Annotated in this window: 20 protein-coding genes and 3 pseudogenes; 7 read left to right on the top strand and 16 right to left on the bottom strand. The window is 61.7% G+C overall.

Going from position 1 to position 23,000, the window contains the following annotated elements; genetic code table 11:
* Position 1: 1 nt before the first annotated feature.
* Positions 2-1,138, top strand: a pseudogene (locus tag FJ953_RS19205) (IS91 family transposase); the annotation flags it as partial.
* Positions 1,139-1,796: 658 nt separating this feature from the next.
* On the opposite strand, the gene FJ953_RS19195 reads toward FJ953_RS19205, so the two are convergent.
* The 3 genes from FJ953_RS19195 to chrA all read right to left on the bottom strand — a co-directional run bounded on the left by FJ953_RS19195 (position 1,797) and on the right by chrA (position 5,304).
* Positions 1,797-2,195 (bottom strand): invasion associated locus B family protein, encoded by a 399-nt coding sequence (locus tag FJ953_RS19195; RefSeq protein ID WP_224656334.1) that lies wholly within the window; start codon positions 2,193-2,195, stop codon positions 1,797-1,799.
* Positions 2,107-2,988 carry a hypothetical protein gene (locus FJ953_RS30940; protein ID WP_224656336.1) on the bottom strand — a complete coding sequence of 294 codons (882 nt, stop codon included), beginning with the start codon at positions 2,986-2,988 and terminating at the stop codon, positions 2,107-2,109. The genes FJ953_RS19195 and FJ953_RS30940 overlap by 89 nt, the downstream gene beginning before the upstream one ends.
* 1,089 nt (positions 2,989-4,077) lie before the next feature.
* Positions 4,078-5,304, bottom strand: coding sequence for a chromate efflux transporter (gene chrA / locus FJ953_RS19185; RefSeq protein WP_140555420.1), 1,227 nt, complete (start codon positions 5,302-5,304; stop codon positions 4,078-4,080).
* Positions 5,305-5,356: 52 nt separating this feature from the next.
* Between chrA and FJ953_RS19180 the strand changes: the two are divergent.
* Positions 5,357-5,733, top strand: a pseudogene (locus FJ953_RS19180) (VOC family protein).
* A 570-nt stretch (positions 5,734-6,303) separates the two neighbouring features.
* Here the strand turns inward: FJ953_RS19180 and FJ953_RS30935 are convergent.
* The 7 genes from FJ953_RS30935 to FJ953_RS19145 all read right to left on the bottom strand — a co-directional run bounded on the left by FJ953_RS30935 (position 6,304) and on the right by FJ953_RS19145 (position 11,782).
* The gene (locus tag FJ953_RS30935) at positions 6,304-6,624 is read right to left on the bottom strand and encodes a hypothetical protein (RefSeq protein WP_246672802.1); all 321 of its coding nucleotides are present in this window, start codon (positions 6,622-6,624) and stop codon (positions 6,304-6,306) included.
* A gap of 1,026 nt (positions 6,625-7,650) precedes the next feature.
* The gene (locus tag FJ953_RS19170; RefSeq protein WP_140565810.1) at positions 7,651-8,826 is read right to left on the bottom strand and encodes an MFS transporter; all 1,176 of its coding nucleotides are present in this window, start codon (positions 8,824-8,826) and stop codon (positions 7,651-7,653) included.
* Positions 8,827-8,894: 68 nt separating this feature from the next.
* Positions 8,895-9,509 (bottom strand): 2-hydroxychromene-2-carboxylate isomerase, encoded by a 615-nt coding sequence (locus FJ953_RS19165; protein ID WP_140523034.1) that lies wholly within the window; start codon positions 9,507-9,509, stop codon positions 8,895-8,897.
* A 60-nt stretch (positions 9,510-9,569) separates the two neighbouring features.
* Entirely contained in the window at positions 9,570-9,935 is a 366-nt protein-coding gene (locus tag FJ953_RS19160) for a nuclear transport factor 2 family protein (RefSeq protein ID WP_140523036.1), read from the bottom strand.
* A gap of 288 nt (positions 9,936-10,223) precedes the next feature.
* The gene (locus tag FJ953_RS19155; RefSeq protein WP_140523038.1) at positions 10,224-10,724 is read right to left on the bottom strand and encodes a DUF2285 domain-containing protein; all 501 of its coding nucleotides are present in this window, start codon (positions 10,722-10,724) and stop codon (positions 10,224-10,226) included.
* Positions 10,725-10,779: 55 nt separating this feature from the next.
* The gene (locus FJ953_RS19150; RefSeq protein ID WP_140523040.1) at positions 10,780-10,974 is read right to left on the bottom strand and encodes a DUF6499 domain-containing protein; all 195 of its coding nucleotides are present in this window, start codon (positions 10,972-10,974) and stop codon (positions 10,780-10,782) included.
* Positions 10,975-11,101: 127 nt separating this feature from the next.
* The gene (locus tag FJ953_RS19145; protein WP_224656331.1) at positions 11,102-11,782 is read right to left on the bottom strand and encodes a hypothetical protein; all 681 of its coding nucleotides are present in this window, start codon (positions 11,780-11,782) and stop codon (positions 11,102-11,104) included.
* Between the two features lie 95 nt (positions 11,783-11,877).
* On the opposite strand from FJ953_RS19145, the gene FJ953_RS19140 reads away from it, so the two are divergent.
* Positions 11,878-12,138, top strand: a complete 261-nt coding sequence (locus FJ953_RS19140) for a helix-turn-helix transcriptional regulator (protein WP_224656332.1) — start codon at positions 11,878-11,880, stop codon at positions 12,136-12,138.
* A gap of 69 nt (positions 12,139-12,207) precedes the next feature.
* Here FJ953_RS19140 and FJ953_RS19135 read toward each other — a convergent pair whose 3' ends face one another.
* Complete coding sequence (locus FJ953_RS19135; protein ID WP_042643545.1) at positions 12,208-12,534, bottom strand: DUF736 domain-containing protein; 327 nt, start codon at positions 12,532-12,534, stop codon at positions 12,208-12,210.
* 617 nt (positions 12,535-13,151) lie between these two features.
* Here FJ953_RS19135 and FJ953_RS19130 point away from each other — a divergent pair.
* The 3 genes from FJ953_RS19130 to FJ953_RS19120 all read left to right on the top strand — a co-directional run bounded on the left by FJ953_RS19130 (position 13,152) and on the right by FJ953_RS19120 (position 17,102).
* Positions 13,152-13,337: a DUF3606 domain-containing protein gene (locus FJ953_RS19130; protein WP_140523042.1), complete on the top strand. Its 186-nt coding sequence runs from the start codon at positions 13,152-13,154 to the stop codon at positions 13,335-13,337.
* Between the two features lie 53 nt (positions 13,338-13,390).
* The gene (gene ligD / locus FJ953_RS19125; protein WP_224680367.1) at positions 13,391-15,292 is read left to right on the top strand and encodes a DNA ligase D; all 1,902 of its coding nucleotides are present in this window, start codon (positions 13,391-13,393) and stop codon (positions 15,290-15,292) included.
* Between the two features lie 103 nt (positions 15,293-15,395).
* Positions 15,396-17,102, top strand: a complete 1,707-nt coding sequence (locus FJ953_RS19120; RefSeq protein ID WP_140523044.1) for a DNA polymerase/3'-5' exonuclease PolX — start codon at positions 15,396-15,398, stop codon at positions 17,100-17,102.
* 29 nt (positions 17,103-17,131) lie between these two features.
* On the opposite strand, the pseudogene FJ953_RS19115 reads toward FJ953_RS19120, so the two are convergent.
* Positions 17,132-17,318: pseudogene (locus FJ953_RS19115) on the bottom strand (hypothetical protein); the annotation flags it as partial.
* Positions 17,319-17,366: 48 nt separating this feature from the next.
* Between FJ953_RS19115 and dinB the strand changes: the two are divergent.
* Positions 17,367-18,467, top strand: a complete 1,101-nt coding sequence (gene dinB, locus FJ953_RS19110) for a DNA polymerase IV (protein ID WP_140523046.1) — start codon at positions 17,367-17,369, stop codon at positions 18,465-18,467.
* A 549-nt stretch (positions 18,468-19,016) separates the two neighbouring features.
* Here dinB and FJ953_RS19100 read toward each other — a convergent pair.
* The 4 genes from FJ953_RS19100 to FJ953_RS19085 form a co-directional block, all read right to left on the bottom strand.
* Positions 19,017-19,946, bottom strand: a complete 930-nt coding sequence (locus FJ953_RS19100) for a DUF2493 domain-containing protein (protein WP_140523050.1) — start codon at positions 19,944-19,946, stop codon at positions 19,017-19,019.
* 357 nt (positions 19,947-20,303) lie between these two features.
* Positions 20,304-21,359 carry a toprim domain-containing protein gene (locus FJ953_RS19095; protein ID WP_140523052.1) on the bottom strand — a complete coding sequence of 352 codons (1,056 nt, stop codon included), beginning with the start codon at positions 21,357-21,359 and terminating at the stop codon, positions 20,304-20,306.
* Positions 21,359-21,616, bottom strand: coding sequence for a hypothetical protein (locus FJ953_RS30930; protein WP_140523055.1), 258 nt, complete (start codon positions 21,614-21,616; stop codon positions 21,359-21,361). Before FJ953_RS30930 ends, FJ953_RS19095 begins: the two co-directional genes overlap by 1 nt.
* Before the next feature lie 254 nt (positions 21,617-21,870).
* Positions 21,871-22,830: an ArdC family protein gene (locus FJ953_RS19085; protein WP_140555422.1), complete on the bottom strand. Its 960-nt coding sequence runs from the start codon at positions 22,828-22,830 to the stop codon at positions 21,871-21,873.
* Positions 22,831-23,000 lie beyond the last annotated feature (170 nt).

Genomic DNA, 23,000 nt, shown 5'->3' with positions numbered 1-23,000 from the left:
CGTGCGCGCCTCGATTGAGGTTGCCGACATCTTCCGCACTGCCGGGCCCGCCTACCGGGCCGTCCATGCAGGGCATCTGACACTGCAGCAACTCAAGGTCATGTCGGCGATCGAGCACTGCCGCACCGCCGCCCTTGGCGGTCACGTGGAGGCCTGCGAGGACTGCGGCCAGTGGCGCATCGCCTACAACTCCTGCCGCAACCGGCACTGTCCGAAGTGCCAGGGTGCCGCGGCGCGGACATGGCTTGCCGAGCGCGAGGCCGACCTGCTGCCGGTCGGCTACTTCCACGTCGTGTTCACGCTGCCGGCCGAGGTCGCCGACATCGCCTTCCACAACAAGGCGGCGGTCGACGACCTGCTGTTCAAGGCGGCATCGGAGACGATGCTGACGATCGCTGCGGATCCGAAGCATCTCGGCGCGCGCATCGGCATCACCGCCGTCCTTCAAACTTGGGGCTCGGAAATGTCGCACCATCCGCATGTGCACATGATCGTGCCGGGCGGCGGCATCGCGCCAGACGGAAGCCGGTGGATATCGTCGCGCCCGGCCTTCCTGCTGCCGGTGCGCGTGCTCGGCAAGCTGTTCCGCCGCCTGTTCCTCTCTCGGTTGGTTGCGCTGCACGATGCCGGCCGGCTCACCTTCTTCGGATCGATGGCGCACTTCACCGACCGGCGAGCATTCCTGCGGCACCTGGCGCCGGTCCGGAAGAAGCGCTGGGTGGTTTATGCCAAGGCGCCCTTCGCCGGGCCTCAAGCCGTACTTGCCTATCTGTCCCGCTACACCCACCGCTTTGCGATCTCGAACCGCCGCCTCATCCGATTCGATGAGGCCGAGGTCACGTTCCGCTACAAGGACTATCGTCGCGACGGCACAGACCGGCAGCAGATCATGACGCTCGCCACCGACGAGTTCATCCGCCGATTCCTGCTCCACATCCTGCCGCGTGGCTTCCACCGCATCCGGCACTACGACCTGCTCGCCGGCGGCTCCCACAAAGCCAGCCTCGCACTCGCGCGCAAACTGTTGAGCGTCGCGCCGCTGCCCGAAGACGGCACTCCGGAAGAACCGACTGACTTCCGCCCGCCATGCCCGTGCTGCGGCGGACGGATGATCATCATCGACGTGTTCGAACGTGGAGGCAGCCGCGCGGGCCGCCGGACGCGTCGGCGACGAACCGGGAGAGCGTCCCATGACGCGGCATGGCGAAGTCCAGCCTTCAGCCACAGGCGCTCAGCCTCCGGCGACGAACCCACGCGCGTCCATGGAGATCATCGGCCTCGACAGGGCTAAGTCCGACCGCACGCCGAGCCGAGGAGGCCGCACGGCCGGAAGACAAGGCGGTCCGTGCATCAATCCCGCCGCTTCTCGCCGGCGGTCGCGCTATCCCCGACACCAGCCAAAAATCGAAATCCCCATAACCCCTCGCCTGTGGCTCGAGGGTTCCTTCTTCGGAGACTTTCGTACGCCTGCCGGCGCCCGAAACTCTTCACGGAATCGGACGGCTGGCTTCTAGGCTCAGATCATCAGAAGCGGACTTAACAGGAGGTCTGTGCGCCTCAGCTGAACTGATCCGAACGCGAACAGCGAAATCGAGAAATTGAAGAGAATAGGTCCGCTCGCCGGGAGCAGCCTTTACGTCTAGGGCTGTCGAAATCCCACGCGCGCCCTGTAGATTCTCCCAAGGTAAGCCAACCGCGCGGGTTTAAGCTCCTCTCGCTTCAATCCCGATGACGTAGCGCGTCGAGCCAATATCTTAATATCATAATTACAGCACTGGACCATTCCTCGGGGGCCTTCAGTAGCGCGGCTTCCCGATCAGCCCACCAGCTGTCTGTCTCACGCTCCAGCAAGATACGGACAAAGCGATGTCCTTCTGGTCGGTGCTTCTGACCTTGATCTTCAGCACCGAACCCGCCCGCAATGCGGCTACTGTTCCTTCATCGAGGGTGAGCGGCACGATGCAGCCGGCCGGCAAGCAGGTTGAGAAGCGCAGCGCCTCAAGGGGCTGGCTGTCATCGATCTGCAATGCGGCGCCGGCGTCGAGCATAAGCCCAAACGGAAGCACGACATTGCCCGCGAGCGTGGCGTCGCTGTTTCGCCTAAGCTCAACAGCCAGGACCCGCTGGCCGTTCTGCTGCGTCTGTTGCTGGGAGACACCGCACGTTACCGTTGATGTGCTGCTTTGACAGGTCAGGCTCCAGTCTTGATAGCTTTCCTGGAGCGAAGTCGCGCCGCCTGGCAGCTTTGAAGTCACATCTTGAGACAAAGCCGCGGTGCCCATCACCATCAAGCCGAGCGTCGCCGCTGCACTGGCCAGCGGGAATTTCCACATGCGCAATTCGATCACCTTTCTTGCGGGTGAGATTTATGCTCAGGAACTCCTGCAGCTTTCGCGCGGACTGCCTGGAAAGGCCGCCCTTGAACTGCTCCGGTCGGCTGGTTCGTGAGGCATAGGCGTAAAGCACGTGAATGCCCATGATTGCGATCAGCTGCTCGATATGGACGTGGCTGACGCCCTCCTTCTTCGTAAGCTCCGCCTTGAGCAGTTTGGCGATGCGCAACGCATTAAAGTCCCGCGTGCCAAGGGGCGGAGGCATCAACTCCGTCTCCACCGGGCCGAATTGCTGCCTGGCCAGTTCCTTCAGGCTGTCGTCCGGGTAGACGATAATTGCGCTCTCCCGCGCCTTCGACAGCCGCAAGCGAGCTTCAAGATGTGCCGGCTTGACGATGATGCTCCCTGCCGCCGCGTCGTAGCGCTCAGCCTTGGCTCCCCCGAGGGAGGCACACACGCCTGGTGCGGCCTCGAGACCGACATAGACAACGTGATCACTTGCCTCGAAGGTGTGTAGACCAGGTGCCATGACGGAACAAGACGCCCTGCCCCGCTGAGTCGCTATCGTCCGCTCATCGGTTGTCGAAGAAACAGATTGCAAGTCCAGTTCGGGTGGATCGAAGCCGGCATCCAGATCGTGCTCAGAAGAAGTCATATCAGTCGGCCTGTGTCACAGCGCGAGGCAGGAAGACATTCACGTTTCAATTAGTGAATCCTAATTTAGAAGACGAACACTCCCATTCACCTTAGTGAGCGCCGTCAGACGTCCCTGGAATGTAAACTATCCCCCGAATGAACCGGTTCCCGATCATTCGCTTTTGATTCAACTCAACAATGGAACAAGGGTCGTGTGCCACACCCGCAGCGGTTGTGGACCAGAGTTGAGCGGCTTGTCATTGACCAGACCCCAACCGCAAAAAAGTGAGCTCGAAGGGTTGCCATGCACTCACGGGGGCGCATATCGGGTCGCGGGGATGCACTGCGGTTCGCTGGGTGCGCGGGCCACAACCTTGATGATGGTGACGGAACATTGAAAAATCCCGAACTTCGCCCAATCGATCTTCCACAGAGCAGCAGCGGCCTCGGAGCCTTGTGACCAGACTATTCGGAGTGCATGGGAATGCGGGGCCGAGGCTGGATTCGGGAACTGCGGCTTGCTGACGCTCAACAGCTCAGAAAGCAAATCGCCCAGTTCGAAATGGAACTACTTACGGAAAGAGAGTCATTCAAACTAAGAAGGCTCGCGGAGCTCGGCTATCACATCCATTCCCGCAAGTTGCGACTTCAACGCCTGGAGCGCTGCATCTCTGCGCTGAAGTGACTGATCTCTAGGAACCGCCGGCGACCGCCGAGTGGTCCGCTCGCGAAAAATAAGCTTTGGGGAGCACGATCCTGCATTCCATGCGCAGCGATCGGAGGCGGCGAGGTTGTAATACGAGTGTCCCATTCCGTTTCTCCTTCGGCCATGATTGGCCACCGGAGAAACGCGGATACCCCTCGGGGCGTGATCCTGGCTAACCGCAATCTGATCGGTCCCGACATCGTGATCGCGGCGACGGCTATAGTACGGGCCTCGAATCGATGGTGGGCAAGCTTGGCGTTCTGGACGGCAGGGCGTTCCGCTTTTTAACGGCGGCGATCATGATCCGACGCGGCCGGGTCTGTGGTTCACGGGAATGCAGCCAAATGTCCGCGGCTGCTTCGCCGACGCCAGGATTCAGGCGCGCCATCGCAAAGGCCATTGTCAAATCATCGCGGCGCGAAGCGCGCCAGCAGCGGCAAGCAACGCCACAACAACCCACGACGGCATCCGCCATACGACCAGAAGCAGGAACCCGGTTACAGCCAGAGCAAAATCCCCTGGCGTGACGACTGCGCTCTTCCATACCGGATCGTAGAGAGCCATCCCAAGGATGCCGACCACAGCCGCATTCGCACCGCGCATCGCAGCCTGGGCGCCTGGACGCGAGCGCAGGGCGTCCCAAAACGGCAACATGCCGTAAACAAGCAGCGTACCGGGCAGGAAGATGGCGATAAGCGCGATCGCCGCGCCGGCCAGGCCGTTTGGAACGGGGCTTGCCACGCTCCCCAGATAGGCAGCGAACGTGAAGAGCGGCCCCGGCACTGCCTGCGCCAGTCCATAGCCCTGCAGGAAGGCTTCGTTCGTCACCCAGCCCGTGTTGACGACCTCCGTTTGCAGCAGCGGCAGCACCACATGGCCTCCGCCGAATACCAAGGCCCCAGAGCGGTAGAAGGCGTCAAAGAATGCGATAGCGTGACTACCCGTGGCCCGTTCCGTCAGCGACGGAACGACAAGGAGGACAGCAAAGAGTGCTAGCGAAACAGCGCCGCCGCGAGCCGAAACGGGAAAACTCAAATGTCCAGGCACCTTGGTTTCCTCGCCAGGGCAAAGCCATAGCCCGGCGAGGGTTCCAAGGACGATCGAAGCTATTTGCGCGAACGACCCGCCGACGACGACGACAACCGCAATCGCGAGTATCGCAATGGCGGCGCGCTGCTTGTCGGGCGTTAGCGTTCGCGCCATGCCCCAGATTGCTTGTGCTACCACGGCAACAGCCACGAGCTTGAGCCCGTGAAATACGCCGTCCGCGACTGGGCCATGAAGCCCTGCCGCACCAAAAGCGAAGGCCACAATGATCAGTGCCGATGGCAGGGTGAAGGCGAGCCATGCTGTAAGGCCACCTGCCAGGCCACCACCTCTGAATACGCCGAGGGCGAAGGCCACCTGGCTGGACGCCGGACCAGGAAGAAACTGGCAAAGGGCGACGAGATCGCCATACGCTTGCTCATCGAGCCATTTGCGACGCAACACCAGTTCGTTGCGATAGTAACCGAGATGCGCGATGGGTCCGCCAAACGATGTGAGGCCAAGCCTCAGGAATACACGAAAGACTTCGCCTGCGGACCCGCGTATCGGCGCGCCTAGCTGTTGGTCCATTGCGTTGCCCATACGAAATCGCTTCTAATAAACTTGCCGGGGGTCGTTTGAAAGGTGATCCATAATGACGCCAGCCAGTGTTCGGTACATTGTCAACGATGTCGCAATCTCCGTCGCCTTCCACACGCAGCACCTTGGGTTCACCATCGAGCAGGACGCACGGCCAGCGTTTGCGTCGGTGACCCGTGGTCCCTTGCGGCTGATGTTGAGTGGCGCTGCAAGCTCCGGCGCACGGCCGATGCCGGACGGTCGCCGTCCAGTGCCCGGCGGGTGGAACCGCATCCTGCTGCTTGTCGAAGATCTGAAAGAGGAAGTCGAACGGCTGAAAGGCGCCGGGTTGCCATTTCGCAATGAGGTCATCAGTGGAGTCGGTGGCTCGCAAATCCTGCTCGAAGACCGTCGGGGAACGTGATCGAACTGTTCCAGCCCGCCGCTCACTGACAGGTTCTCAACCTTGCTTTTGGAACTGACCGAGGTTTGAAGCTCGTCGGAACGGCCGAATCGGTGCAAGCGGCCGTAGACATGGTCGGAGTTCTGACGGCGTGTATAGGCGCCGTCTTCCGACACGAGGCTTTCAGGGCCAGGCGGCGGGCCTAAATGCCGCCCATTCCTCAGGCTAACAGAATACGGCACCATCAAGCTGCGCATGGGGTTGAACGCGCATCGTCGGAAACTTGGAACCCCCGCTTAGTCACTCGGAGCCGCGTGCGCCGTGGCGGAAGAGCTGTACTTCTAACTCGCCTCCCTATTGACAGACGGGCTGCATGCCGGGCCGCTCCGGCGGGAGCGCAATGTAGCCTTACTCGGCGACGGCAATAAAACAAAGCAGGTGTGCGACATCCAAACATTTGGATTCAACGTCCGGCATAATATGGCTTGAACGAAGTGCAAATGCTATGACCGTCGGATCGACAGAGTTCGGAGACCCATTCGCGGACGCAAGCGGTCCGTAGGCGGAGATGATCCGGAGGCTGCACCAAAGGGGCGATGATGATGGAAGCAGCGCCGCATTCACAGATTGCTGACCACTACGCGCGAGGCAGCCTGGTCGCAGGTATTCGCGATGGTCTTGCCGCCATGGGGAAGACCGAAAGCACGGTCACCGCCGAGGACCTCTCGCCCGTAGACGAGTTTCACATTGGCGGCCGCGCCGCCACGGGAGAGTTGGCAGGGCAACTTGCGCTCACCGCTGCGGATCGAGTGCTCGACATCGGCTGCGGCCTCGGTGGACCAGCGCGACAGATCGCAGCGAAGTATGGCTGCCACCTCACCGGCATCGATCTCACTCGCGACTACGTCGAAGCCGGCAATGTCCTTTCCGGCTGGCTCCATCTAGGGGAGCGCGTCTCGTTGCAGCAGGGCGATGCTTTGCGGCTGCCCTTCCCAGATGGATCGTTTACTGCCGCATACATGTTGCATGTCGGAATGAATATCGCCGACAAGAGCGCACTATTTTTCGGACATTGCGCGGGTCCTATGCCCCGGGGCGCGTTTCGGTGTCTTCGACGTCATGCGCACTGGACCCGGCGAACTGTCTTATCCGCTGCCATGGGCGAGTACGGCAGATACGAACGCGATCGCCGCTCCAGAGCAGTACCGCGACACACTTTCCGCGGCAGGGTTCGAGATCTTGTCGGAACGCCAGCGGCGTGATGCTGCGCTCGAGTACTTCGCACGGCAGCGCGCCCAAGTGGCCATGGGGCGGGCAGTACTGGGCGTGCAAACTCTCATGGGAGCGCGGCGGCCCCAGATGGTCCGAAACATGAGCGAAAGTATTTCAGCCGGCCTGATTGGGCCGGTCGAGATTATTGCCCGAAGGCGGTAATATCTGTTGTCGATTTCAACTGATTCTGGCGGGAAACGCAATGTCTGCTTCGGGTCAGGAATTGAACTAACGCGCCCGCCCCGTGCAAGTCCGCTTTGGTGAGCAGCAGCGCTAACTTCAACGGCCGGAATTGGGCGCATTGCTGCCCATCATTTCGGCTGAAAGCGAAGAGACATGGTCGTCGCGCTGCATCGTGTCACGCGGGTTCTCGAATCGGACCCGAGGTCCGCATCCCGACTACCTTCTGGAATCACCTCTCCGAGACTCTCCGGCGCAAGCGGGGAATGCTTGTGGGGTTGGGACGGGTGACCCGCGGTCGCCTCATTCCAGCCGTATCGCCGAGGAGCGATCTGAGCCCAGGTCGAGTGTGGCCGACCGGACAACGTCCCGACGCTCGTCGAATGGCCCTCACTGACGAGAGAAGCAGCAGGACGATTGGCTTCGACACCCACGCCTAGAATAAAGCGTTGATGACTACCGTGCCACGCAACGACACCATGTCCCGGGGTATCACCAAGGTTTGCTTGCGCGTTCTACGTCGAGGGAAGCGCCAGCCGCTTCTGGCCAGCAACGATACGGCGGAAGAACCACAGAATGGCTGGGCAAACCAGGAGCACGACGGCCCCGAAGTCCAGCGCGGCGCTGGCGGAGCCGATCGAGGTGGAAAGCTTTCCGCCGATCGCCGCTCCAACCGGGCTCCCGGCATAGAAAGCCGTATAGAATATTCCCATTCCGATCGCCCGCGTTTTCCGCTCGAGCACACGTGCTGGAAGGCTCATGATCGCACCGGCGGGGAGGCCGCAGACGGCACCGACGGCAATGACGATGGGAAGCACGTGGCCGCTTCGCGACAGGAGAACCGTTAGCAGGGCAAAGGCGATGCTGCCTGCGACAATGATGGCTTCGCCGCGTTTGGTCTGATCAGCGAGGAAGCCACCAAAGGGAACCGAAATCGCCGCGAGCCAGAGGACGATGCTGATCGTCGATCCAGCCGCAGCCATGGACCATCCTCGCTCAACCAGCATCGATGGCCCGAAACTGAAGATCATCGACAAACCGAGATTGTAGAGACACCAGATTGAGCTAGCGGCAACGACTGCATAGACCGTTTCCGAGGTCAGACTGCCTCGTTCGCCTTCAAGAGAGACCGCCGCCTCCGGCGCGCGGTAGACGAAAGCCATGAGGCCGAAGCCGATCAGAATCCACCCCGCGACGGCAAGGTTGACGAGATGAAGCCCGAACCTCGCTCCGATCCATGGCAGGAGCATGAGCGAGATTGCGATGCCCACCGGCCACGAGTTGACGAAAATGGCCATCGCGGTTGCGATTTCGCGACCAGTGAACCAGTCGGCCACCATCTTGGTCATCAGGACGCTCAAGAGAATGCCGCCAGTGCCCGCAATCAGTCGGCCCGCGATCTGCACGCTCCATAATGCCGACGTAGTCATAAGCAATTCGCCGGCCAGCATCGCCAGGAGCCCCCCGAGGACGGTCGCCTTGTCGCCATAGCGGCGTCCGATCGTGCCACCGGGCAGAGCAAGCAGGACGCCGGGCGCAAAGTAAACTCCTATAAGGATACCGATGTCGGCCAGGCTCGCATCGACGCTTTGGCTAAGCTGTGGTGCGACGGCCCCTACGCTCCCGAACTGAAATGCGAAGGCGGTGCGAGCGACAAACAAGACAGCAAGAATGGTCCAGCGGCTTGGCACTTGAGTCCTCCCGTGGGACTGACAATCCGCGCATGGTTTTCACCAAATGCCTGGCGCACTCAGTCCTATCAATGATGTCTCAGCGCTTGCAGATCATGTCGGCCAGCGGCCCAGGCAAGCGCCTCTTCGAGCCTGTCGTCACCCCAAAACGTCTCGCCATCCACGACGAACGCTGGAGAGCCGAAAATGCCGTAGTTGCGGGCCGCGTCGGTTTCAGCCTTGAGACGCTCATGGGCACCGGGCTCATCGGCCCTTGCAATCGCACGACCGACATCTTGACCGAGGGGGGCTAGCACATGCTCCAGATGGGCACGGCTACCCAGATCCATGCCTTCTAGGTACCACGCCCTGAAGCTTGCGACGGTATAAGCCTCGCACCAGCCCTCTTCGGCCGCCACCATGGCGACTCGGTTGGCCACAAGGTCCGGATCGGTCGGCCAGATGGGTGGCCTGACATAAGGCACCCCGTGCGTCGCCGCGCGTCGCTCCACATCGCGCCACATGTACTTCACCTTTGCCGCCTGGGTGCGGAGGGCGATGTTGTTCTCGGCCATGACGGTGCGGACATTGAAGGGCCGCCATCGAACGGCAACACCCGACCGTTTTGACACCGCATCAACGCGCATCACGGACAGATACGAGTAGCCGCTTCCGAAGAAATAGAAGAAGTCGAGTTGCTGCATTCCCGTCGCCTCCCATCCATGGATGCCGACACTCAGCCAACTCGGCAACAAACCTATGCCTCAGTCGGTGCTGTTAAGGCTGCACATCCGTATCAGCCATGATCCGCCGGCCTGCTGCTCGAAGACGTTGACAGACGTACCGCTGCCAACCTCCAGGCCCTCGGTATACGTCGCCAGACACCAAGCCAGGTCACCAGATCTGCCCGCGTGTATCACTGTCATCTTCTTTTCAGGCGCCTCGTCGTGGCCGTGCGTCCAGGCTGTATGGAGAGCTTCGATAGCATCCCGGCCCCGAGCAGGAGGCGCGTAGGGCGAAAGTAATTCGGCATCGGCCGTAAACATGGCGCCGCATGTTTTGGCGTCGCCAGCACGATAGGCAGCCACATAGGAATTCCAGAAAACCTGCAGTTCCTCGTGAATCGACATCGGACGGCCCTCCGGAAGCCAGTTTGCTATATTAGCGGTTTCTTAGATGTACGACAATTCTCCAATGCTGGTCCGCCGCTGGCCATCTTCCCACCTAGCCGTTATCGCGGTGACCCCGGGGGGTCGGTCTCCGCTTCAGGTAGTATGCGATCTCACACCGCGCGCACGGGTGCGCTTATGGGATATCGCAAAGGCGGGCTCTACGTCGGAGTTGAAGGCGAAGAGCAGCCGTTCACTCCAGAATCTGCCGACAGCGCATAAGTGGACCAGGCGCCGGACGGACCCCCTTCAGGAGAGGCGCCTTCGTGCGCGCAGCAATTGGCGGTAGCCGCGCTCGACCATCTTCAGGCCGTCGCGCACGAGGCGATACGTCTGGTAGCGGAAAGGCGAGTCCTGCCAGTCAGTGGCACTGACCAACTTCCGACCAAACAAGGCCGTCGCGACTTCGAAATGAGATGCCTGCTCCTCACGGCCGTCAAGGCACTGCAGCATATGGCCAAGACGCCGCCGCTGGGCCGAGGTCAAGCGGGCATCGGGAAGGTGTTGCCTGTGGATCGAGCGGACGAATCTCTCGATCGCCTGTAGCCTGTCATGCGCCATGTCATCGAGTGGAATTATGGCAGCCAGCGGCTCGCCTGGTCGCGCGCCGCCGAGAAGCGCCAACTGCACGCCGGCCGGCGAAGATCGCACGTGAAGGCCGACTTCGTCACGCTTTCCCGCGGCCAACCGAACATCGCGGGCGCTGTCTTCCCGCGCGAGCATATCCGCCGGAACCTCGACCAGGTTCACGACCCCAGGGTCGATCTGAGGCGCCCAATAGACCGGCTGCTCGACCGCGGACTGATCAGGCCTGGCGGCGAAACTGCAAGCCCCAGCGCTTGCGCAGCGCACGCATCGCTTTAGCCGAGCGGGAGGCCGCGAAGTCCCGCTGATACTGGGGATTTCGTCGCAGGAACTCCCAGGCAATCTCATCGGCCGCGGCGCCTTTAACGAACGCGTATGCCTGTGGGTCACACCACTGCGATGTATCGGGCTTCATCCGTATCCTTCCCTTCTCATGGATTTGATACGGAGACGCAGCGTTGAGCGAAATCCTTGGATTCCGTCATTGACGAATGAACGAGAGAGATCTCGGCGCCGAGCATCAGGCCGAGACTTTGCGATGCCTACTGGCTGGCCCCTTCCAGTGTCTTGAATGTGTCCGTCCAGGCGCGATAGGCCTCCTCATCGCCCTGGCTCCACGCGCTGAAGGCGCGCCAGGCGGCGAAAGAGGATGCAGACTGCTCGAACAGCGCGCCGATCGACTGGTCGCCTGCAGGCCAGCCGGCAGGCTCGCTGTTTATCGCTTCAGGCGTGAGGCGCCGCAGATCGGCCAGGGCCGAGCGGATGTGGGGCAACGGAAATTCGCACAGGTCTGTGTTGTCAGCCGCTTCTCGAACGATGACTGCAAGCTTGGCGATAACGCCCGCCAGCGATTGGGCAGACGTCACTGCAATCTTATCCAACAAGGCATCGGCCTTTTCAGCCTCGCTCTGCTCCGCCGTCCGGGCATCGAGATAGCGGTCGGCGTCAGCGCCCTCCCCGCGCCCAGGGACTTCGCCGACGGAGAAGAGCGCGCCGCGCTCCAAGAGCCCCTCCTCGGCCTGCTGCTGCCTGACACAGGAGGCTAGCATTCCAACATGAGCGTCGATCCAGGCAAGGGACAGGACGAGTGCTGGATCGGCCGACGGCGGGTCTACGACCGCATGGTCGGCCGAACGCTTAGGGTGTTCTTTGGTGCATGGCGATTGCCTCTCCCGTCCCAGCGTGACGGGAGGCAAAGTCGTGGTATTGTCGGAATCAGCCATGATCCGAGCTCCACACAGCTTGGCTTTGGTCAGGTCGAAAAGGGTGTTCGCGCACCCTCTTCGACCGCAAGTTCGAGACAGGGGTAATATACAAATTGATTGAGGTCAATCATAATATTGGAGACAAGGCGGCGAATTTCAGCGCCGAGCAGTGCCGCGGCGCACGTGCAATGTTGGGTTGGAGCCAAGATGATCTGGCCCGCGCGGCCACCGTCGCACGGCAGACAATCGCTGATTTCGAACGCGGCGCGCGGACTCCGATTGCAAATAATATATTAGCGATCGTGAATGCGCTTGAAAGAGCAGGCATTGAAGTACTTCCCAACAATGGGATCCTCTTGCGTAAGAGCAGCTGATCGCGATTTCTGGACCACCGTCGAATGCGAAAGCCCGTCCGACCGGGGTCGAACGGGCTCGATTGAGAGTTACTCGCCGTTGCGGCGGTTGGGGCGGGACCAGATGAGGCTGTGGCCCTCGCCTTCCTCGTCGGCGAAGAGGTTGGCGTAGATCGGGGCGGTGAAGCTCGGATCGTCGAGCTTGAGCCCGAGATAGTCGCGGCCCTCGTTGGAGCGCTTGGACCAGGCGGCGCCGATTTCGGCCTTGCCGACCACCACGCGGTGGCTTGGAGCGTTCTCGCCGTTGGCCCGGGTGTCGGGGACGATGCGCACGCCCTTGGCCTGGACGCTGAGGGTGACGATCTCGCCGGTGAACTCGTTCGCATTGGTCTTCTTGAAAGTGCCGATGGTAGCCATTTTCAGTCTCCGTTTCTTCGTTTCCGAGCCCGCACCATGCGGCCTCGATGGCGATCGCGGGGCCGGAGGCGACCGCCGCCGCATCGCTTGCGACCGCAGCAAAAGCGGAGGATGGCGGAGGCGCGCGTTTCTTGGTTCCGCGAGGAATGGGCTTTGCCCAGGGGAAGAAACGCGCAACGCGCCCTTGCGGCATAGGCGGTCGAGGCTTCAGCCGTCCTTCGGCCAGATCAGCCGGCTCGAGAGGTCGTTGGTGCACTCTGTGAAATGAAGAGGGAGGAAATGGCGGCACATGCGATTAGAAGACCAAGCCACCGGGTCTCCAAGATGTCTCTCGATCGGCTTGGCATGGGCTGTATCAAGCCCTTATCACGTCGGCATGAGGCGACCGCCACCTCGTCCGCAGTGGCGGCTCGGGACCCGATCCGCGCGAACTGCCGCCCAAGGAACTGCGCAAGCCGCGACATCTACATCCCGGGTCTGCATATTGACAACATTAAGGTCAAGACGGCGGGAGTTCAGGTGAATCGAATTTCTTGCCCGGCTCAGGATCGCAAGACGACCCGAGGCGTTACACGTCGACACCGTGACTCCGCGCCCTGGCAAGAAGGAAGACGATAATGGCAGACAACAAGTCGAAGCGAGGCGCCGCCGACCGTCGGCAAGTCTCCGGCGGTGAAGGCTACGAGGTCAATTACTTTGCCCGCAAGCACGGCATCAGCAAAGAGCAGGCCGAGGCGCTGATAAAGCGGGTCGGCAACGACCGCGACAAGCTCAATGCCGCCGCGCAGAAACTAAAGAAATAGGCCGCGCGCCGGAATGGCGCGTCGGACAATTCGGTTTGGTGAGAGTAAATTCTGTGAGCAAGTCAGCGTCGCGTCGCCTCACAATCAGAGGATCTTCAACTCCCCCTACGAAGCCAGCCTCGCGACGCGCGGCCAAACTCGCGCCACCTGCCTTCCGGCCGGTCCAGCTCGCAAAACTGGTGGACACAGTTCCCCCCGGCGATCGCTGGATTCACGAGATGAAATACGATGGCTACCGCATCCTCGTCGCTGTGGGTGGCGGAGAGGCGCGCGCCTATACGCGCTCCGGTCTGGACTGGTCCGACCGTTTTCCCTCGATCCTGTCCGAGGCACGCAAGCTCAAGATTCGCTCGGCGCTCATCGATGGAGAGGCCGTCGTCACCGACACCGAGGGACGATCCAGTTTCCAGGCGCTTCAGAACGCATTGAAGGGTGCTCCGGCGAGCATTGACTATTTCGCCTTCGACCTGCTGCAGCTCGATGGCGAAGACCTGACCAGGCTTCCGCTCCTGGAGCGCAAGAAGAAACTGGAGGCAATTCTGCCGGCCAGGAACCCCATCTTTCGCTACTCCGATCATATCCAGGGCCGTGGAGAGGAATTGCTGAACCGCTTCTGCGACGCCGGCCTGGAAGGGGTAATCTCGAAGCTCGCGGATTCCGACTATGTCGGCGCCCGGGACGGCAGCTGGCTGAAGATCAAGTGCATCAAACGTCAGGAATTCGTGCTCGTCGGCTGGACGCCGTCAGACAAGGATCGCGCGTTTCGATCGCTGATTCTTGTTTTCAATGATGGCGGAAAGCTGCGCTATGCCGGCAAGGTCGGGACCGGTTTCGATACCGCCGAGATGGCCCGGCTGATGAAGATCATGGCGCCGCTCGAGCAGAAAGCCGCCACGGTCGAGGCGCCGCGCGCGGAGGTTCGCGGCGCCCACTGGCTGCGTCCCAAACTTGTAGCCGAGATCGCCTTTACCGAGATGACCAACGAAGGAACGCTGCGTCATCCAAGCTATCTTGGCCTGCGCGAGGACAAGAAGCCGGAGGCCGTCGTGCTCGAGACGGAACACCGCACAGCAACCCTGCCGTCACCGGCAATCAGCACGATTGCGATCAGCAATCGCGGCCGCGTCATCTACCCGGAATCCAACATCACCAAGGGACAGCTAGCCGATCATTACGCCGAGGTCGCCGACATCATGCTTCCGTGGGTCGGCAACAGGCCGATCAGTCTGGTCCGCTGCCCGCAGGGCCGCGCGAAGAAGTGCTTTTTCCAAAAACACGACGCCGGCAGCTTTGGCGACAAGGTCCATCACGTCGGGATCACCGAGAAGGACGGACACGAGGAGCCTTACCTCTATGTGGACGATGCCGACGGGCTGATGACCTGCGTCCAGATGGGAACGATTGAGCTGCATGGATGGGGAGCCCGCATCGAGGACGTCGAAAAGGCCGACCGGTTGGTGTTCGATCTGGACCCGGACGAGGGCTTGGATTTTGAAGCCGTCCGCGCGGCTGCCTTTCAATTCCGCGACATCCTCAAATCGTTGGGACTGACGACTTTCCCGATGCTGACGGGCGGCAAGGGGGTGCATGTGATCGCTCCGCTGACCCCACAGGCAGAATGGCCGGAGGTAAAGGATTTCGCGTCCCGCCTGGCTCAGGCGGTCGCCCAGAGCGATCCGGCCCATTTTACCGCCGCGTTGTCGAAGGCCCGCCGCAAGGGTCGCATATTCGTAGACTATCTGCGCAACCAGCGCGGAGCGACCGCGATCATGCCGTACAGCGCGAGAACCCGGCCGAGTGCTCCGGTGGCGGCGCCGATCACCTGGGCGGAGATGAAGACCATCAATGCACCCTCGCATTTCCATGTCGGCGACGCTCCCGAATTGAAGAAACGAGCGGCTTCCAAGGCTCTGGCGGGCTGGGGGCGCGCTGATCAATCCCTGCCACATCTGTAGCGCCAGCGGGCAGAGGAGAAGCCACGCCGTTTTTCCAACCCGGCGCCATGGCCCGCCAGGATTCTTTGGAACCTGCCAAGACCGGCCTCGTTTGCCTGAAGCCATGGCAAAAACCGACACGAGGACCATCGCCAATCTTCTGAGGGAATACGCGCATAGGACATCCCTGCGCGGCGGTAATCCCTATCGCGCAAAGGCGTATCTACGTGCCGCTGACAGCCTGGCGGCACTCTCCCAACCACTTGATCGCATCATCGCCGCCGGCGCCCTCACCAGTATCCCGGGGATCGGGGACGCCATCGCGGACATCGTGACGAAGCTCCATCAGACCGGCACGCACCCAAGCCTCGACAAACTGCGGGAAGAGGTGCCGGCAGGCGTGATGGAGCTGTTTGCAATCCCTGGTCTTCGGCCCGACAAGATATTGAAGCTTCACCAGGCGCTCGGCGTGAGTTCGCTGGCGGAGCTCAAAACCGCGGCGAAGGAAGATCGCATCAGGCCGGTCAAGGGGCTTGGTGCCGCGCTTCAGACGAAGATCCTGGAGAACCTGGCTATCGCGCGAAGCGGTCAGATGCAGCTTCATCTCCACAAGGCTGCTGCTCTCCTGGAGCATGCAATGGCATCGTTGCAGCAAGAACATCCGGAGTTCTCCCGCGTCGAGATCGCCGGTGACTTCCGGCGCGGGTGCGAGCTCGTTTCCGCTTTCGCGCTGGTAGCGCAAGGCACGGAGCAGGCCGAGCTCGCGGATGCGACCCTGCGGGTTGTCATCACCGACAAGAAGCACTTTGGCGCCAGGCTCCTCGACGCGACCGGTTCGGCAGATCACCTCAAGCAGCTGAAGACGCTCGCGGCCGTCAAGGGATTTGTCCTGAAGGGTGACGGGCTCTATCGCGGCCGAAAGCTGGTCGCCTCAGCGACAGAAGAGGATATCTACGAGACCATAGGCCTGCAGTTCGTCGAGCCCGAACTGCGCGAAGGCAGGGATGAGATCAGACGGGCGGCCAGCCACGAGCTGCCCGCACTTGTTCGAGACCAAGATCTGTGTGGCATCCTGCACTCCCATACGACAGCGTCCGACGGCACCGAGACGCTCGAGACGATGGCCGAAGCCACGCGCAAGCGCGGGTTCGAATATTATGGTGTCGCCGATCATTCGCAGTCCGCTCACTATGCGGGTGGCCTTTCGCTGCAGGAGATAACTGAACAGCATCGCGAGGCCGACCGGTTGAACCGGCGGTATGGTGGGAGATTCCGTATCCTGAAAGGCATTGAGGCTGACATTCTGGCGGACGGCTCGCTCGACTATCCGGATCATGTCCTGGAGCAGTTCGACTTCGTCGTCGCCAGCGTGCACAGCCGCTTCAAACTGCCCAGGAAGGAGCAGACTGAGCGCATCATCGAGGCGATCGGCAACCCCCGGACGACGATCATCGGCCACATGACAGGCCGCCAGCTGTTGCGGCGCCCGGGCTACGATCTCGACATCGCCAAAGTTCTTCGGGCCTGCGCCAAATTTGGCGTCGCCGTCGAAGTCAACGCACATCCATGGCGTCTCGATCTCGACTGGCGCTGGCATCAGGAGGCACTCGAATACGGCTGCATCTTCAGTGTCAATCCGGATGCTCATTCAATTCGCGAGCTCGATCACATGCACTGGGGCGTTGAGATGTCGCGCAAGGGCGGCGTCCCTGCGCAGCGAGTCCTCAATGCGATGCGCCTGCCGGCTCTGCTTTCCTATCTGGAAAAGCGCAAGCGCGCATCCAAGAGGATCGGTCGACCACGCCTGATGGCGAGGGACGCTATGCTGTAATTCAATTGGCTGGTCTGGTGCGGCCTCCTTCAACAGGTGCACGCTGCGTATATGATATTGGAATCGAGCCAACGGTCCAGCTGACCGAGCTGTTCGACCGACAATGTCCCTGCCGGCAACGGTCTGGTCAATGATTTGGCGGAGACCGACGGATCGAGCCACGCGGCCCAATCCTTGAATGACGATTTGACGGTCATGATAAGGGGCGATGTCCGGAACTGAAGATTGTAGGATCCGGCAGCACGAAGCTTATATCCTGGCGGAATGACATTGCAGGCAAATGGCCCCTGCCGCGGCGCTGACCCGCGCAAGATAATCCATGTCGACATGGATGCGTTCTACGCGTCGGTCGAACAGCGCGACAATCCAGAACTCCGCGGCAAGCCGCTTGCCGTCGGTGGAGCGGCCGCCCGCGGCGTGGTGGCTGCCGCAAGCTACGAGGCCCGCGCCTTCGGCGTTCGCTCCGCCATGCCTTCGGTCACGGCAAAGCGCAAATGCCCCCAACTCATCTTTGTGCCGCCTCGTTTTGACGTCTACCGGGCAGTCTCGGCTCAGATCCGCGAGGTGTTCGCCGAACATACCGATCTCATCGAACCGCTCTCGCTCGACGAGGCTTATCTCGACGTGACGCAGAACCGGCTCAATATTTCGTCGGCCACGACGATCGCCGAGACGATCAGGACAAAGATCCTGATGGTGACCGGTCTCACCGCTTCCGCCGGAATCTCGTACAACAAATTTCTCGCCAAGATGGCGTCCGACCAGAACAAACCGAACGGCCAGTTCGTCATCACGCCACGCCATGGGCCGGCGTTTGTCGAGGGTTTGCCGGTCAAGAAATTTCATGGTGTCGGTCCTGCGACCGCCGCGAAGATGGAGGCGCTCGGAATTGAGACCGGCGCCGATCTCAAGGGCAAGTCGCTCCCTTTCCTGCAGCAGCATTTCGGAAAGGCGGGGCTCTGGTACTATCAAATCGCGCGCGCCATCGACGAACGCAAGGTCGAACCAGATCGGCCGCGCAAATCAATCGGCGCCGAGGACACGTTCGCAGTCGACATATTCGACCTCAATGCATCAATCGCCGAACTCAAGCCGCTGGTCGCCAAGGTCCGGGGCTACTGTGAGGGCAAAGGCGTTCGGGGCCGGACCGTCACGCTGAAGATCAAGTTCGCCGACTTCCAGCAGATCACGCGCAGCCGCACGGTGGCGGTGCCGATCGAACTTCCGGATTTCGAACATCTCGCAGCCGATCTCCTTCAATCGGTGTTTCCGGTGCGGAAGGGAATCCGCCTGTTGGGCGTCACGCTTTCCTCCCTAGGCGATGTGTTGCCGCCGGATCAACGTCAACTGCGCTTCGAGCTTTAGCACTGCCCTGGGGCCAGGACGGAAAGGACGTCCGGCCGCATCTTGTCCGGATCATCGCTCGGGTGGATCGATCGTCGCGGACGATCTGGGAAACCTCTCCTTCATATTCGTCGGCCGCACGACCGTGAGTGTACCGTCGCCGGCGCCTGGTGGCGAGGCTGAAGGCGAAGGCGTTGGCTTCGACGAGGGACATTTTCCCGGCTCCTGTTCTGGAAGCGGGGAGCGATCCCCGCGTGACAGACGCCCGATGTATCCGGCCGAGGGCCGCAATCACCGTGAAGGCAAAGCCGAAACGGCGGCACGCTTTGCGTAGTCCGACCCTTTATGGATTGATGGCATCAGGCCCTCGGACCGGACCAAGGAATTGCGCCGACAAACGCGGGGATAGGGTCCCTGTTCTCCATTCCAGGACGGGATGGGATGTGAACCTCATGGTTCGCCACTTCGCATTCACCGCCGCCAAATCGGCAGGAGCGATCGTTCGATCAACGCGCCGGGAGCGACGAAAAACAAAGCGAATGACTGGAGGCGACTGGCCTTGTGGCGCCGTCATGTGGCGCCGAACCTCATCACCGGAATGCCGAGCCTGCGGGCCTTGTCGGCGAGGTTGTCCTGAATGCCTGAGCCGGGGAAATGAATGACGCCAATCGGCAAGGTGTCGAGCATGGCGTCGTTGCGCTTGAAGGGCGCGGCCTTGCCATGTTTGGTCCAGTCCGGCTTGAAGGCAATCTGTGGCACCTTGCGGCTGTGAGCCCATTTGGCCGCGATCAACTCGGCACCTTTGGGTGACCCGCCGTGCAGCAGGACCATGTCCGGATGCTTGCCATGGACCTGGTCGAGCTTGGCCCAGATCAGCCAATGATCGTTGAAATCGAGCCCGCCGGTGAAGGCGACTTTCGGGCCCGGAGGCAACAGCACCTGACTGTCTGTATGCTTCCTCGCGGCAACGAAGTCCCGGCTGTCGATCAGAGCCGCGGTCAGGTTGCGATGGTTGACGACAGAGCCCGAACGCGGGCGCCAGATCGAGTGTGTGTGGCGCTCGTAATGCTCGGCGGCCTGATCGCGCATCAATTCGAAGGCGTTGCGGCGTTCGAGCAGCGTCTGACCTTGGGCGATGAGGCGCTCGAGCTCGACCGACTTGACCTCGGATCCGTCTTGTTCGCGCTGTAGCCGTTGCTGGCCAAGCTCGTTTTCATCGAGCTCGCGTTCGATCCGCTTGGTCGCGCGATGGAACAGATTGACCGTCCCCCACAGCAACTCCTCGAGGTCGGGCTCAAGGCGTGTGTCGGCCATCGCCACCAGGAGAGCGTCGAAGATGTCGGCGATGCTGGCGGCTATGACCCGGCCTTCGGGAAGCGGGCGCGGATCGGGTTCATCGTCGAAGGGACGGTAGCCGTAGAGCTGAAGCTCGTGCAGGATGTGGTCGATGGATGATGATGCGGGTTGCGGCTCGAAGTCGGTATCGTGCTCGGTGCTCATGGCGGCTTGCCTTCGTGGGACCGGCCGCGCCCATCGCGGCCTTCATGGCGACGAAGGCGATGGACGATCCGGACTTGCACCCGAAGCGCCAGCGCAGGGCCGGAACGGGAGTGAAGGATGGCGAAGCCCGGCTATTTTGGTTCGCGATGGAAAGGCCCGAAGACGAGGTCCCGGGCGGCTCGCCGCACGGGGTGGCAAGGGCCGCCGGAAAATAACGGGGCGCAGCCATTGCCTGTCCGGACCGGCTGGTGCCCGATCGCCCTCTGGAAGGCCGGTGGGCCGGCCCTCGCCTCAGCGAAGGCCCCCCTGCGCACCGAGGTACGCCTAGCAAATGCCACCCCTCCCTTCCCCTTCCGGTCAGGCCGCCAGCTTCACGAAGCGCTCGACATCCTGTGGCGCGATCTGAACCCGCAGGATCCCCCTCAGCGCATTGACGCCGAGTAGACGCAGATCCTCGTTGAGGTCGCCAAGTTTCGGCGTCAGAACCATGGCCTCGATACCGGCCGCGCTGGTGCGTTCAATCAGGGTTGCCACTGCTGCGTCGCCTGCCGGATCATTGTCACGGGCGATGTAGAGGCGCCGCAATGTGTCAGGAAACAGGATTGCGGACAGATGCGCCGCCGACAAGGCTGCGAGTGCCGGCATGGCGGGCAGGACAGTGCGTTGCGACAGCATGGTCTCGATGCCCTCACCGGCGGCCATGACATCGCAGCAGCAGCCGAAGCGGACAGCGTGTCCGAGCAGTTCGCCCATGGCCCGTCTCGGTGTCTCGAGCGGAGCGCGGCCGAGATGGGCTTCGCTAAATCCGCCCGGATCGAGCCAGGTGCGGTGGGCCCCGGTAAGCTTGCCTTTGAGGTCGGTGACCGCCGCGACCATTGCCGGCCAGGTTTCAGTCCGGCCGCGGTCTGAACGGTAGTAGCAGCGAGGATGAAACCGTAGGCTCCCAGTCTCATGCACGGCTGTAATCGCGCGTGCGCGCAAATACGTCTCCACAAGAGTTCCCCGTATCGGCTGCGACATGGAGACCAGCCGCCGCGCCGCTTCAGGGGAACCGCCGGCAGCGGGAACGGCTTGCTCCCACTGGCCCTTTGGTTCGTTCGTGGGCGGCATGGACAGAAAGCTGCGCGCCTCGCCGGACACATCCTTGAAGTCCGTCAGGCCAAGCGATTCACGGATGACGTCCAGAAGGTCGCCGTGCTCGCCGGTGGCGGCGTCGGTCCATTTCCCGGCGGCACCCTTGCCGCAATCCGGTCCCTTGAGACGCACAAACATCGAGCGCCCCGGCGCATTGCGGGCGTCGCCAACCAGCCAGTAGCGGCCCTCACGGCGACCGTTGGAAAGGTAACGGCGGCAAACAGCCTCAGCCTGCCGAGCAAGATGGCTTGCCAGTTCGGATGCATCGCGAGGCAGCATCAGCGGGCCTCCCTCTCACTGATGCGCTGCACTGGCCAACACTCGATAACCTTGGCCGGCACCGCAGGCCCGCTGGCGTCCGCCGGCACAAACATGCGCAGCTTCCAGGATATGATTTCATGGAAGAGTCCGTAGGCGGTGAGCCGCTCGCGCATGGTATCGGTGATGCGACGCACATTGGACTGGCCGAGCACCAGCTTGTTGAAAGGGATATCGCGCGAGGACGACAGCGTGATCTTTTGAACGGCAGTGGTCATTTGAAGGTCTCCGCGACGGGCCGCCGAGAGCCTCTCTCTCAGCCTTGAACCCGTCACAAGATCCCTCCAACCCTCTCCCTCTCCTGCCTGCACAATCCGGCACACCGTTGCTCGACTGCCGAGCGCGCACGCATGTCGGCCTGTACGTTGTCTCCGCGTGAGCCGATGGTTGGAGCGGACAGACGAAGTGCGGCTGGCACTTGATACCTATGCCGATCGGCGGAACGGTGCATGCGCTGTTCGGGTCAGCGAAATTATGCCGCCCATTTGTCGTTGCCTGCGCTCAGCCCGATGGATGCTTCGGCCTCCACCGGCACGTGGCCAAGAAGCCAATCGGCCGCCTTGCTGGCCAGGCTGGCGGCGCGAACGATGGCGCGATTGTCCTCGCGCAAAACCTCCAGCCATGAGCCGATGTAGTCGGCATGCCGAACCGTGGGCACTATGCCCAAGGCGGCGCAGCAGAAGGCCGCGTTGATTTCTGCCACGAGTTCCTCGAACGCATACTTCCTGGAGGCGGTAGAGCCGGATAATTTGCGATCGAGACGTGAACTGTGGCCGGTGGCATGACCGAGCTCATGCAAGGCTGTCCGATGCCAATTGATCGGCTCGAAGTAGGCTTGGGGCGGAGGCACCTGTATATAATCGTGGGCCGGCACGTAAAACGCCCTATCGCCGCCGATACGAAAGTCGATGCCGGTGGCCTTGATCAGCGCCTCGACACGCGGTTCGATCGGGCTAGCCACCGGCAGTACAGCCGAAGCTGCGATTTCGTCAGGTAGCCCTTTACATTGTTCAATGTTGAAAACGGTGAAGCGCTTGAGGAACGGGATGGCTTGAGCATCCTCACCCGTCTCGCGAGCGCGCTTCTTCTCGTGATCCGGGACAAAACGATCGGCATAAACGACCGTTGTCCCGCGCTCGCCTCTACGGACATTCCCGCCGAGCGCGAAAGCCTGTCGATAAGTTATCCAACTCTGCGTTGGGAACCCGCATTCAACGACCGCGCCCCAGAGAATAAGCACGTTGATCCCGCTATACGCGCGATGCGTCCTGGCATTCTTCGGCAGGGAAAGCGACGCGTTTGCGGCGGAAGTTCCCCATGGCTGAACCCAGGGAAAACGACCCCCTTCCAGCTCGGCAATTATCTTGCCGGTGATCTCGTCGTAGAGGTTCGACCGGTCGGCGGCGTGGGTTCGTTTGGTCCGGACATACATCGCGGTTCTCCGCGACGGGCGCCGAAGGCCTCTCCTTCCGCTTTCAACCCGTCGCGAAAAACCCCTCCCATCCTCTAACTCTCCGTCGGGAGAGCTCTGCTTTCCCGACCAAATGAAAAACGGCGTACAAGGCGGAGGCACCGAAATGTCCGTCATTGCGACCAAGTCAG

Source organism: Mesorhizobium sp. B2-3-6, from assembly GCF_006442305.1.
In the GTDB taxonomy this organism is placed as follows: Bacteria; Pseudomonadota; Alphaproteobacteria; order Rhizobiales; family Rhizobiaceae; genus Mesorhizobium.
The sequence above is the reverse complement of the archived record's forward strand: the minus strand, read 5'-3'. Positions and strand labels throughout refer to the sequence as shown.